The 13,368-nt window shown below is 60.4% G+C and carries 9 protein-coding genes; 3 read left to right on the top strand and 6 right to left on the bottom strand.

Annotated features, from left to right (window positions below; genetic code table 11):
• Positions 1-64 precede the first annotated feature (64 nt).
• The 4 genes from cphA to DARO_RS16680 all read right to left on the bottom strand — a co-directional run bounded on the left by cphA (position 65) and on the right by DARO_RS16680 (position 7,809).
• A complete protein-coding gene (gene cphA / locus DARO_RS16695; protein WP_011288991.1) occupies positions 65-2,638 on the bottom strand; it encodes a cyanophycin synthetase in 2,574 nt (857 codons plus the stop codon).
• Between the two features lie 15 nt (positions 2,639-2,653).
• Positions 2,654-4,909, bottom strand: coding sequence for a cyanophycin synthetase (locus DARO_RS16690; protein WP_011288990.1), 2,256 nt, complete (start codon positions 4,907-4,909; stop codon positions 2,654-2,656).
• A 131-nt stretch (positions 4,910-5,040) separates the two neighbouring features.
• Positions 5,041-5,511, bottom strand: a complete 471-nt coding sequence (locus DARO_RS16685) for a cyanophycin metabolism-associated DUF1854 family protein (protein ID WP_011288989.1) — start codon at positions 5,509-5,511, stop codon at positions 5,041-5,043.
• 3 nt (positions 5,512-5,514) lie between these two features.
• Positions 5,515-7,809, bottom strand: coding sequence for a cyanophycin metabolism-associated ABC transporter (locus tag DARO_RS16680; RefSeq protein WP_011288988.1), 2,295 nt, complete (start codon positions 7,807-7,809; stop codon positions 5,515-5,517).
• A 126-nt stretch (positions 7,810-7,935) separates the two neighbouring features.
• Between DARO_RS16680 and nirJ the strand changes: the two genes are divergently transcribed.
• Both nirJ and DARO_RS16670 read left to right on the top strand, forming a co-directional pair.
• The gene (nirJ, locus tag DARO_RS16675; protein ID WP_011288987.1) at positions 7,936-9,075 is read left to right on the top strand and encodes a heme d1 biosynthesis radical SAM protein NirJ; all 1,140 of its coding nucleotides are present in this window, start codon (positions 7,936-7,938) and stop codon (positions 9,073-9,075) included.
• Positions 9,072-10,658, top strand: a complete 1,587-nt coding sequence (locus DARO_RS16670; protein ID WP_011288986.1) for a cytochrome D1 domain-containing protein — start codon at positions 9,072-9,074, stop codon at positions 10,656-10,658. Before nirJ ends, DARO_RS16670 begins: the two co-directional genes overlap by 4 nt.
• Before the next feature lie 388 nt (positions 10,659-11,046).
• Here DARO_RS16670 and DARO_RS16665 read toward each other — a convergent pair whose 3' ends face one another.
• A complete protein-coding gene (locus DARO_RS16665; protein WP_049758755.1) occupies positions 11,047-11,349 on the bottom strand; it encodes a hypothetical protein in 303 nt (100 codons plus the stop codon).
• A 78-nt stretch (positions 11,350-11,427) separates the two neighbouring features.
• Positions 11,428-12,114 (bottom strand): carboxylesterase, encoded by a 687-nt coding sequence (locus tag DARO_RS16660; RefSeq protein WP_011288984.1) that lies wholly within the window; start codon positions 12,112-12,114, stop codon positions 11,428-11,430.
• 521 nt (positions 12,115-12,635) lie between these two features.
• Between DARO_RS16660 and DARO_RS16655 the strand changes: the two genes are divergently transcribed.
• Positions 12,636-13,352, top strand: a complete 717-nt coding sequence (locus DARO_RS16655; protein WP_157037239.1) for a L,D-transpeptidase family protein — start codon at positions 12,636-12,638, stop codon at positions 13,350-13,352.
• Positions 13,353-13,368 lie beyond the last annotated feature (16 nt).

The raw sequence follows: 13,368 nt of genomic DNA, 5'->3' as shown, positions 1-13,368 counted from the left end.
GCTGGCTGGCCAAAAAAAGCCCGGCGTTGGCCGGGCTTTTGTCTTGCTTGGTGGGCCGCTTGCTTTAGCCGGCTGCTATCCGCTTTTCAATGTGCGCCAGAGCTTCTTCGACCTGATCGATCAGGATCAGGCAGAGGTCACCGGGTTGCAGGCGGTTCAGCGCAGTATCGATGGCCACGAATTCGCCGGTGATGGCGTCGATCTGCTTGGTGCGGCTGGCGTTGGCCAGGCCGTCACGCAACAGGCCGATCACTTCGCCATCGGCCCGGCCGCGCTGGCAGGCATCCTGATAAAGGATCACATCGTCGAAGGCTTCGCCGAGAATTTCGGTTTGCTGACGGATGTCTTCGTCACGACGGTCACCGGCGCCGCTGATGACGACTGAACGACGGACGGCCGGCATGTTTTCGACCGCCTTGACCAGCGCCTGGATGGCGTCCGGGTTATGGCCGTAGTCGGCAATCAGCGTTGCCCCCTTGAAATCGAACACGTTGAAACGGCCCGGCGCGGTCGTTGCATCGCTGACGAAATTAGCCAGCGCACGCTCGATGACCGGCCAGTCATAACCCAGGGCCCAGCCGGTGGCTGCCGCTGCCATGGCGTTCTCGACCTGGAAGCCGATGCTGCCGTTGCGGGTCAGCGGCACGTTGGCCAGTGGTACGCGGTGCTTCTTGCGGCCACCTTCGCCAAAAATGATCGCATCGCGTTCAACGTAGACGACCCGCTTGCCCTGCGCGCGGTGCGTGGCCAGAACGTGATGATTACGGTCGCGGGCGAAGAAGATGACATCACCCGGACAGTGGATGGCCATCGAGGCGACGATTGGGTCGGTTGCATTGAGCACTGCAGTGCCGTGCGGCGAAACATTCTCGACGATGACGCGCTTGACGACGGCCAGTTCATCGACCGTGGTGACGTAATTGAGGCCGAGGTGGTCACCGAGGCCGATGTTGGTGACGACGGCGACATCGCACAGGTCGAAGCCGAGACCTTCGCGCAGCACACCGCCGCGGGCTGTTTCGAAAACTGCGGCATCGACGTCCGGGTGCATCAGGACGTTGCGGGCGCTACGCGGGCCGGAGCAATCGCCGGTATCGATACGCTTGCCTTCGATGTAGATGCCATCGGTGCTGGTCATGCCGACGCGCAGGCCGTTCGATTCGAAAATGCGGCCGATCAGGCGGCTGGTCGTCGTCTTGCCGTTGGTGCCGGCGATGGCAACGACCGGAATGCGTGCATTGTCGCCATCCGGGAACATCATGCCGACGATGGCTTCGCCGACCGGGCGGCCCTTGCCGAAGGACGGGTCGAGGTGCATGCGCAGGCCGGGGGCGGCGTTGCATTCGACGATGCCGCCGCCTTGCTCCTCGAGCGGTTTGTGCATGGTGTCGCAGACGACGTCGATGCCGCAGATGTCCAAGCCAACCGTTTGTGCGGCAGCAACGGCAGCGGCGGCCAGTTCCGGATGGACGTCATCGGTGACGTCGGTGGCCGTACCGCCGGTGGACAGATTGGCATTGTTGCGCAGCACGACACGAACGCCGCGACCGGGTACGGAGTCAGCGCTGTAACCCTGCTCTTCGAGGCGGGCGAGGGCGATCTCGTCGAAACGGATCTTGGTCAGCGAGGTGGCGTGGCCGTCCGAGCGACGCGGGTCGCTATTGACGATATTGACCAGTTCGCGGACCGTGTGCGTGCCGTCACCAATGACCAGCGGCGGATCACGGCGGGCGGCGGCGATCAGCTTGTCGCCGATGACCAGCAGGCGCCAGTCGTGGCCGGAGAGGAATTTCTCGACCATGATGTCGTCGCGGTATTCGATGGCGACGCGGTAGGCACGACGGACTTGTTCCTCGGTGGTCAGATTGACCGAAATGCCCTTGCCCTGATTGCCGTCCTGCGGCTTGACGACGACCGGCAGACCGACTTCCTGGGCAGCGACCCAGGCGTCGTCCTCATCTTCGACCGGGCGGCCGTAAGGCACGGCAACGCCGGAGGCGTGCAGCAGCTTCTTGGTCAGTTCCTTGTCCTGGGCGATGGCTTCGCCGATGGCACTGGTGAAGCTGGTTTCGGCGGCCTGGATGCGCTTCTGCTTGCTGCCCCAGCCGAACTGGACCAGGCTGCCCTGGGTCAGGCGGCGGATAGGGATACCACGGGCAATGGCCGCAGAGACGATGGCGCCGGTTGAGGGACCAAGGCGGATGTCTTCGTCGAGGTCGCGTATTTCCTTGAGCACGCCATCGAGATCGAACGGGGTGTCGTCGAGGGCGGCCTGGCAAAGCTGCTCGGCGCGCTCGAAGGCCAGGAGGCCAACGTCTTCTTCGGAATACTCAACAACCACCTGATAGACGCCGGCATCGACCGTCTGGGTCGTCCGGCTGAAGGTGACCGGGCAGCCGGACTGGGCCTGCAGGCCGAGGGCACAGAATTCCAGGGCGTGAGCCATGGAAACGGTGTCAAGGTGATCCGACGGAATCAGGTCGCCGAGTTCCGGGAAGCGCTCGCGCAGGCGGGCTTCGAAGCCGGGCAGATCGGCAATGGCTAGTTCGGCACCTTCGCAGGTGACGATGGCCTGAATCGCGGTGTGGCGGCTCCACAGGTTGGGGCCGCGCAAGGCACGAATGCGGGAAACGTCCATGACGCTAAATCCTTGTTATTTCCGGGTGATCGCCGGCTTCTTGGCGGGTTGCGACTTGCGGGCGCTCTGCGGGAGCAGGGCTGCCGGGTCGGCGATTTCTAGGCTGAAAGTCTTGATACCGACGGTCAGCACTTCCTGGCTGAGGCCCATGGCCCAGCCTGCGGCAATGGCAGCCAGTACGTTGGCGATACTGGTCGGTTGCTTGGCCTTGCCGATATACGGTGCATCAACCAAGCGGCAAAGGCGGGTTTCATCGGCGCCGGAGCGCAGCACGATGCGGTTGTCGATCACCGTGACGCCGCGCTTGCCGGCCGCCAGATGGGCGACCAGCGTCGGATTGGCCGGGTCGCAGGCAAAGAAGATCACTTCGCCATCGCACAGTTCGGCGAAATCCGCGACCAGTTCGTCCTCGGCGTTGAGCACGGCATGGCCGTTCGGTAGCACGACATCGACCTGCGTCCGGTAGATCGAACGTGGCGTCGTATAGTACTCGCCGCCGGTCGGCTGGACATCCCAGCGCGACAGGTCTTCGACTTCAGACGAGATGTTGGTGACGATGCCAACCGAGCAGCGGTCGTAGGGCAGGCCTTCGCCGAGAATGACGTCGGGGCCGTTCTCGATCACGGCCGCTTGCGCGGCGCGATTGAGCAGCAGGCGACGTCCGCCTTCCCAGTTGGCGGCGCTGGTTTTCTGAACCTGGCGACGGGCCAGGAACATGCCGTCCGTGCAGGCCAGTCCGCCATGTTGGCCGGAAAGATAGATCAGGTGAGCAACCAGTTTGGCCACGGTGTTGCGGCCATGGGTGCCGGTGACGCCGACCAGCGGAATACGGCCACTTTCGTCGGCCGCAAACAGGTTATCGACGATGGCCTGGCCAACCGGACGCGGCTTGCCGATGCCTGGCTTGATATGCATCAGCAGGCTGGGGCCAGCGTTGACTTCAACAATGGCACCGCCTTGTTCGGCCAGCGGCTTCGAGATGTCCTTGCAGACCAGGTCGATGCCGGCGATGTCGAGGCCGACGACACGGGCGGCCAGCGAGGCAACAGCCGCAGTATCGGGATGGACTTCGTCGGTGCAGTCGAAAGCGTGGTTGGCGTTGCGCTGGATCAGTACTTCGCGGCCCTTGGCCGGCACGCTGTCAGCTTCCAGCTTCTGGCGTTCGAGTTCCATGCGGGCTGCCGTGTCGATCTTGATGATCGACAACGGGTGGAGTTCGGTGGTGCCACGGCGCGGGTCGGTATTGACCTGGCTGGCGATCAGTTCGAGCACGGTCGACTTACCGTCGCCAGTCACCGTGATCAGGTCGCTACGGTTGGCCGCGACCAGCTTGCCGCCGACGATCAGCAGGCGGTGTTCGATGCCCTGGATCGAGCGCTCGACGAGCACACCGGAGCCTTCCTCGGTCGCGATGGCATAGGCCTTGGCGACCTCTTCCTTGGTCGTCAGATCGATGAAAACACCACGGCCGTGGTTGCCGTCGGTGGGTTTGACGACGACTGGTACGCCGATGTCCTCGGCTGCTTCCCAGGCGTCGTCGGCGCTATCGACTTCACGACCTTCCGGCACCGGCACGCCGACCGAGGAGATCAATTCCTTGGTCAGGTCCTTGTCGCGGGAAATGGTTTCGGCGATGGCGCTGGTCTGGTCGGTTTCGGCCGTCCAGATGCGGCGCATCGCGGCACCGTAGCCGAGCTGGACCAGGTTGCCGTCGTCGAGCAGACGAATATGCGGGATGCCACGTTTTTCGCCGGCTTGCACGATGGCGGCGGTCGACGGGCCGAGGTACTTGCGGTCTACCCGGCGACGCAGCGGCTTGATCGCTTCTTCAAGGTCGAAGGGTTCGTTCTTGATCGCAGCCAGCAGCAGTTCGCGCCCGGTTTCGAGCGCCAGACGGGTACATTCTTCGTGGAAATTACTGACGACTAGTTTGTACACACCGCGGGTAGTGGTCTCGCGGGTGCGGCCGAAGCCGTCCGGCAGTCCGGCCAGCGTCATCAGTTCAAGGACGACGTGTTCGAGGATGTGACCGGCCCAGGTTCCTTCCTTCAGGCGCTGCAGGAAGCCGCCGCGTATGTCGTAGTTGCAGCGATGCTCAATCAGCCCGGGGAGCCAGGTAGACAGGCGTTCGTAAAGGCCGGGAATCTTGTCAGAAGGGAAGTCTTCAAGTTCGCCGATGTCGATCCAGGTTTCGATCGAAGGCGGGTAGGTCCAGATGCTCGGGCCGCGAAGCGAAATCGTGTCCCGGAAAATAATGTCCTTGTTCTTCATGCTCTTGGCTATGGCTCCAGTGGCCGGCAGTGATGAATGTCTTGTTTCAGCATTATTAACGCTTTCGCGTCGTTTGCGGCTGACCGCTGTGCAAAATTGTCACACTTCTGCACAGGCGGTTACACAACGAATTACAGGAAACGATCGAGCAGCTTGCGGCTGTTGCGATCAAGCAGGCTCAGGTCGCGGACCAGAAACTGGATACCGTTGGCGTCAGCGATCAGCAGACGCGTCTGGCTCAGGCGACGGATGTCTTCCTCGCCCTTGAGGATCAGTTCGGCCTTGCCGCGATTGGTGATGAGTTGCCAGGTGCTTGGGCAGGCGAAACTGGAGACTGCCTCAATGCGCTCGATTTCCGGCACAAACTCACGGCTGGCCAGGTCGGCCTCGATCAATTGGGCTATGGCCGGCGGCAGGTCGGCGAGATTCTCGATCCAGGCGACTTCATGGCCTTCGTAATTGACCAGCGACAAGCCTTCGTCGGGGGCGGCAATGGGAAAAGCGCGCACCGGGGTGACGCCTTCATGAAGGTTGCCGTTTTGGTCGGTCAAAACGAGTCGGCCGTAGCTGTCACGTTGCAGTTGGAAATTGGGGTTCGACATGGCTTATTCCGCGTGAGTCTTGGGCAGGCTGGTCGTACGCGGCAACATCGGTTCGGTGTCGACGTTGCGGGCCTGGGCCATATAGAGCTTGAAGTAATGGCCTTCCTTGGCCATCAGTTCGTCGTGGTTGCCCACCTCGACAATCTTGCCGCGATCCATGACGACCAGCCGGTCGGCCTTGCGCAGCGTGCTCAGACGGTGGGCAATGGCAATGGTGGTGCGGCCCTTGACCAGATTGTCGAGTGCCTTCTGAATTTCCTTCTCGGTCTCGGTGTCGACCGCCGAAGTGGCCTCGTCGAGAATCAGGATACGTGGGTCAATCAGTAGGGCGCGGGCAATCGAGATGCGCTGACGCTCGCCGCCGGACAGGCCCTGGCCTCGCTCGCCAACCAGCGAGTCATAGCCATGCTGCAGGCGCAGGATGAACTCGTGGGCGTGGGCGGCGCGGGCGGCGGCAATGATTTCCTGGCGCGTCGCGTTCGGCTTGCCGTAGGCAATGTTGTCGGCAATCGTGCCGAAGAACAGGAAGGGCTCCTGCAAGACGAGGCCGATGTGACTGCGGAATTCGGCGACCGGTACCGAGCGAACATCGACGCCGTCGATCAGTACCTGGCCTTCGGAAACGTCATAGAAGCGACAGATCAGATTGACCAGCGTCGATTTTCCGGAGCCGCTATGGCCAACCAGGCCGATCATTTCGCCGGGCTGGATGATCAGGTCGACGTCGCGCGTGACGGCACGGGTGCCATAGCGGAAGCCAGCCTTCTTCAGTTCGATCTGGCCGGTGACACCGGTCAGGTGAACCGGGCTGGTCGGTTCAGGAACGCTGGAGACATGGTCGAGAATGTCGAAAATGCGCTTGGTGCTGGAGGCCGCACGCTGGGTGGCCGAAACGATGCGGCTCATCGAGTCGAGACGGGTGTAGAAGCGGCCGATGTAGGCGAGGAAGGCAGTCAGCACGCCGACTGAACTGTTACCTTTGGAAATCTGCCAAATGCCAAAGACCCAGACGACCAGCAGGCCGACTTCGGTGAGCAGAGTGACGGTCGGCGTGAACAAGGACCAGGTCTTGTTCAGCTTGTCGTTCATCTGCAGGTTGTGTTCGTTGGCGGCGCGGAAACGTTCGCTTTCGCGCTTTTCCTGGGCAAAGGCCTTGACGACGCGAATGCCGGGAATGGTGTCGGCCAGCACGTTGGTCACTTCAGCCCAGACGCGGTCGATCTTCTCGAAGCCGGTACGCAGTTTTTCACGGACGAAGTGAATCATCCAGCCGATGATCGGCAGCGGCAGCAAGGTGACCAGGGCCAACCAGGGGTTGATGCTGAACAGGATGACGGCGGTCATCGTGATCATCAGCACGTCGGTGGCGAAATTGAGCAGGTCGAGCGATAGGAAGATGTTGATGCGGTCGGTTTCGTTGCCGATCCGCGCCATCAGGTCGCCGGTGCGCTTGCCGCCGAAATACTCCAGGGAGAGTCCCATCAGGTGTTCATAGGTGGTGGTGCGCAGGTCGCGGCCCATCCGTTCGGAAACCAGCGACAGGATGTAGGTGCGAATCCAGCCGAGCACCCAGGCCAGCATGGCGGCGCCGAACAGACCACCGAGATACATCGAGACCAGTGGCCAGTCGATCGGCTTGCCGTTCTGGAACGGGATCAGCACGTTGTCCATCAGCGGCATGGTCAGGTAGGGCGGGACCAGTTGGGCCGCGGTCGAGGCCAGCGTCAGCAGGAAGCCGGTGAGCAGTTGCCAGCGATAGGGGCGGGCGAAGCGCCAGAGGCGGAAAAGTGTCCAGGTGGACGGGGCGACGGTGGCTTCACGGTTGCAGATCGGGCACTCATCTTCACCCGGCGGCAACGGTGCCTTGCATTTTGGGCAGCAGTCTTCGGTGGTCCGCTGCACAGGTTGGCCGGACACGATGCTGTCGCGGTTCAGGTCAAATTCGCTGATGACGCGCAAGGCAGCCAGGTTCTTGGCCAGCGTGTAACGCCAGGTGGCCAGTTGGCCCTGTTCGTCGATCAGTTCGAGAGCGCCGACCCCGGCATGGTCGTGATGGTTCAGCGTCAGGCCGCCACGCAGTGGCCATTCCTGCCAGTCAGTCTCGCCCGCCGGCAGGGCAAGCAGGCGGCGATTGGTCACCAGGACCAGGCCGCTGGAAAATTTCAGGCGATTATCGAGGTCGATTTCCAGCCATGCCTGCGTTGTTTCGCCGGAGGTCAGCCTGGGCTCGATTGCGGCAGTCCAATGGCCGGGGAGCGCCAGCTCGGTGCTGGCTGAATTCAGTGGTTTCGCGCTCATCGTGGGAGTATACCGCAAGGGCGACGCCACGTACCTAGCCGCCCAATCTGGCCGTGATTGACGCAAGTCAAGGCATCGCGCGGCGTGCTGCCATTGAATGTCGCAGGACCCAACGTCAGGAAAATTATGTTTCGCATTTCACAATACATGCAGGAAATCGCCGAGCCAACGCCGCTTGGGCCAAAACGCAACCCGCCCGGTCCGGTGGTGATCTGGAACCTGATCCGGCGCTGCAATCTGACCTGCAAGCATTGCTATTCGATTTCCGCCGATACGAATTTCCCTGGCGAGTTGAGCACCGAGCAGGTTTTCACGGTGATGGATGACCTCAAGGGCTTCAAGGTGCCGGTGCTGATCCTCTCCGGCGGTGAGCCGCTGCTGCGACCAGATATCTACGACATCGCCAAGCGTGCCAAGGCCAAGGGGTTTTACGTTGGCCTGTCGTCAAACGGCACGCTGATTGACGAAAGCAACATCGGCAAGATCGCCGAGTGCGATTTCAACTACGTCGGCGTTTCGCTGGATGGCATTCGCGAAACGCACGACAAGTTCCGGCGTATGGATGGCGCTTTCGAGGCCTCGCTGAAAGGCATCCGCCTGTGTCGTGATCTGGGGCTGAAAATAGGCGTCCGCTTCACGATGACCCAGGACAACGCCCACGATCTGTCCGGTCTGCTCAAGCTGGTCGAGGACGAAGGCATCGACCGCTTCTATTTCTCACACCTCAATTACGCCGGGCGCGGCAACAAGAACCGCAAGGACGACGCCCAGCACAAGCTGACCCGCTGGGCGATGGACCTGTTGTTCGATACCTGCTGGGGTTACAACCAGCGCGGGTTGAACAAGGAATTCACGACCGGTAACAACGATGCCGACGGTGTCTATTTCCTGCACTGGGTGCGCCGGCGTTTCCCGGACAAGGCGGCGCATGTCGAAGCCAAACTGCGCCAGTGGGGCGGCAACTCGTCGGGCGTCAATGTCGCCAACATCGACAACCTCGGTAATGTGCATCCGGACACCATGTGGTGGCACCACAATCTGGGCAACGTCAAGGATCGGCCATTTTCGGAGATCTGGCCGGATACCTCGGATGAACTGATGGCCGGGTTGAAGCAGCACCCGCGGGCCGTCAAGGGGCGCTGTGGTACCTGTGCCTACCTGCAAATTTGCAACGGTAATACCCGCGTTCGTGCCCAGCAAATGACTGGCGATGCCTGGGCGGAAGATCCCGGTTGCTACCTTTCCGACGACGAGATTGCAGCATGAATTTACGCAGCATCGGGAAAATCCTGATCCCGGCCGGCTTTGCCGCCTATTTCCTGTTCGGTATGGCGCAACTGGCCGAAGCTGCCGATGTTGTCGCCAATTTCAAGCAGCATTGCGCCGCCTGCCATGGGGTAGATCGATTGGGTGGCATCGGCCCGGCGCTGTTGCCGGATAACCTGGCCCGGCTGCGCAAGCCGGAGGCCGAGAAGGTCATCCGCGAAGGCAGGCCTGCCACGCAGATGCTTGGTTTTGGCCAGCAACTGAATAACGAGGAAATTAAGGCGCTGGTTGAGTACGCCTACACGCCGATTACGCCGATGCCGGTTTGGGGCGAGAAGGAAATCAAAGCTTCGCGCATCGTCAATTTCGCCCCGGGCAGCCTGCCGGACAAACCGCAGTTCAAGGCCGACCCGTTGAACCTGTTCGTCGTTGTGGAATCGGGCGATCACCACGTGTCCATTCTCGATGGCGACAAGTTGGAGCCGATCTACCGTTTCCAGTCGCGCTTCGCCTTGCATGGCGGGCCGAAATTCACGCCGGATGGGCGCTACGTCTTCTTCGCCTCGCGCGATGGCTGGATCACCAAGTTCGATATGTGGAATTTGAAAGTGGTGGCCGAAGTCCGCGCCGGTATCAATACACGCAATGCGGCGGTTTCCGGTGATGGCAAGTGGGTGGCGGTGGCCAATTACCTGCCGCACAGCCTGGTCATTCTTGATGCCGAATTGAATATGGCCAAAATCCTGCCGGTGGCTGACAAGGACGGCAAGGTGAGCTCGCGCGTTTCGGCCGTCTACGATGCCTCGCCGCGTCAGAGCTTCGTCGCTGCGCTGAAGGACGTCAAGGAGGTCTGGGAGATCTCGTATAACCCGAAGGCGGATGCGATCCCGGCCGGCATGATCCACGACTACAAGTACCAGGAGGGCGCTTTTATTCCCGGCTTCCTCAACCCGCAGCGCACGCAGCTCGACGACTACCTCGACGATTTCTTCTTCACTCAGGGCTACGACGAACTGATGGGCGCTTCACGCAACGATTCGAAGAGTGTTGTCAGCGGCCAGGTGGTTAACCTCGATGCCCGCAAGAAAATTGCCGACCTCCAGCTACCCGGCATGCCGCACCTCGGTTCCGGCATCAGCTGGCAGTGGCAGGGCAAGACTGTCATGGCGACGCCCAATCTGAACGAAGGCCTGATCAGCATCATCGACATGAAAACCTGGCAGACGATCAAGCAGATCAAGACGCGCGGCCCAGGTTTCTTCATGCGCAGTCACGAAAACAGCCGCTATGCGTGGACCGATTCGATGATGAGCAAGGAGTTCAAGGACACCATGCAGATCATCGACAAGGAAAAGCTTGAAATCGTCGCCGAACTGAAGCCGGAACCGGGCAAGACTTTTGCCCACGTCGAATTTACTCGTGACGGCAAATACGTGCTGGCCAGCCTGTGGGAGATGGATGGTGCGCTGATCATCTACGACGCCGAGACGCTCAAGGAAGTGAAGCGCCTGCCGATGAAGAAGCCGGTCGGCAAATACAACGTGTGGAACAAGATCACCAAGTCGGAAGGGACTAGCCACTGACGAAACGCGTCAGCATTTCGATGCTGACGGGTATTCCGGAGAGATGGTGGTGGGCGGGGGCGGCAGTCTGCAGACCGTGGTCGCGGGTTATCCCTAGCTACCGTGACTTTTCACAAGCGCTATCCTTCGGTTCATGGCAAATCAATATATTCCATCGTGACCATTGAGCTGATGAGCACCATTGCTGCGTTGATCGTGGTACTCATTCTTTGGATTGCCCTGCGCAGCCACAAGCCACCTGGCGAGTAATTCGGGCAGGCATCAATTCGTCTTCGCTTCGATCGGGTAGTGTTGGCCATTGAAGCAGCGAAGCCGGGGCAAGGCGAGATTATGGCCAGTCCACATCGAGGGTAACGTCAGCGCTGCCGGAAGCATGCGTTGATTCGGCTCAGCCGTCAGAGGAGGGGCTGATCTTTTCTGCGGCCTTGTGCATGGCGTGATGAGTGGCTTCTGCTCCGCGCCGAATGCCTCGACCTGCCGCTGACAGGCCGACTTCAATGCCGTGCCCTGTCGCTTCTGCGCCGCGCTTGATCCCGTGACCGGCGGCTTCGGCACCACGTTTAATCCCGTGAATGGTGGCTTGGGTTCCCCGCTCGACAGCCGATTTTGTCTTGTCAATTACTCCGTCTTCTGCCTGTGCGGCGCCAAGCAGGCAGAGATTGAGAACAAGGATAATCACTGAACGTTTCATGGCTAATCTCCTTCCATTGATATCCATTAGATACCAGCAAAGGCGCAGTGGTTCTGTAGCAACGAGTAACTAAACGGCTCAGAACACGTGGCCCAAAGCCATTATCCTGGTGCTGAGCCAGGTACCGAGATCAGCAATCTCTTCGCTGCAGACCGAGTGAGGCATGTCGTAGGTCCGCCATTCGGGGCTCAATCCACACCGATGCAGGATTTCGATGGCTTGCTGGCCGAGTCCGATCGAAACGACATCATCGCTGGTTCCGTGCGCCACAAACAAAGGTATTTGTTGATTGGACCCGGATAGGTTTTCAGTGATTAGTCTGGCTTCGGGAATATAGGTGGACAGCGCGATGACGCCAGCTAACGGTTCCGGGTGTGTCAGCGCACTGAGGTAGGCTACCGCACCGCCTTGCGAGAAGCCCGCCAGGAATATCCGATGGCTTGGAATCCCCCGTTCCTGCTCGCGCTCAATCAGTCGTCGAACGATTTCCCTCGACTCCAGAAGGCCCGCCTCATCAATCTTTCGGCTATTCGGCTCCAGCGAAATGATGTCGTACCAGGCTCGCATGACATATCCGCCATTGCAGGTGACCGGGCGATAAGGCGCATTGGGAAAAATGAACCGGACCGCGGGTGAGTCGGCAAGGCCAAGCTCAGGAACCATCGCTTCAAAGTCACTCCCGTCCGCGCCAAGGCCGTGCAGCCAGATCACTGCGACAGAGGGATTCACTGCGCTCTCGACTTCGACAAGAGTAATTTCTGGCATGTGGATGTGATGTAACGAATGGATAGAAGGTGGTGGTGGGCAAATTAGCGGAATGTCCGGGTGTCAATCGACATGTTCGGTCGCTAAAAAGCAAGAAGCCCAAGCGTTTCAAGCGTGGGCTTCGTAAATCCAGAGCCGTGGCACTCATGACCGCGGCGCACGGCTATGAGCCGTTTGGGTGCTACTCAGTCATCACTAGATACTGCGGTGGACTATCAACCATAGAACCTCCAGTCATCCAACAAAACTGCCATTCAGGACCAACTTGCAACTTGCCTGAACTCAATTCCAGATTACTCTTTTGCATCGGAAAGTCCACTTTATTTCCGGGCAATTCGCACAATTTTTATCACTGTGCTGTGAGGGAGGCAGTGGTGTTTCACCGGCGAATCGACTGGCCGAATTGCTGCCTATTTGTCGAAGCGCGGTACAGGCATCGTTCTCAACTGGCGCCTGACTTCCTGCATCCAACTGGAAAATCAGCCAGAATCGAGGCCCGATCGGTTTCTATCGTTTTCATCATGTCTTCCGAACAAGCTTTCCAATTATTGATGTCGGCCACCCGACAACTAATTCTTGTCATCGCTGAAGATTGGGCGAGTAGTGGCGGGTGGTTGCGGCGTTTTGTCCGTGTTGGAGCCGACGAGGCATGGCAACCGCTTGGGTCTGCGGTGCCGGTGAGTCTGGGACGCTCCGGGCTGGCTTGGGGGCGGGGGCTGCATCCGGAAAGCGGCGGAACGGTGCCGGGGAAGCAGGAAGGGGATGGCCGGGCGCCAGCCGGGGTTTTCGCGATTACTGCGCTGTTCGGTGAGGCCGCGCCGGATAGTGCTCTGGGTCGTGCCGCCCGGTTGCCTTACCTGCAGGCCTCTATCAATCTCAAGGCCATCGATGACCCGGCGTCGCGCCATTACAACCGGATCGTCGATCAGTCATCCATTACCCAGCCCGATTGGGCTTCGTGCGAGGAAATGCTACGTAGTGACCAGCGTTATGCGATCGGGGCTGTCGTCGCCCACAACGCCGAGCCGCCGTTGCCGGGTGCCGGGTCGTGCATTTTTCTGCATGTTTGGGCAAGTGCGGGTGTGCCGACGGCCGGTTGCACGGCGATGTCGCTGGCCAATATGAGCGAGCTTGCCGGCTGGCTGGATGGCGCGGCGGCGCCGGCGCTGGTGCAGTTGCCGCGGGGCGAATATGAGGAATTGCGCGAGGCTTGGGGATTGCCGGACTTTTTGGTTTAAGGCGTAACAGCGGGTT

It is taken from the genome of Dechloromonas aromatica RCB, assembly GCF_000012425.1.
This window is presented reverse-complemented; position numbering and strand designations above follow the sequence as displayed.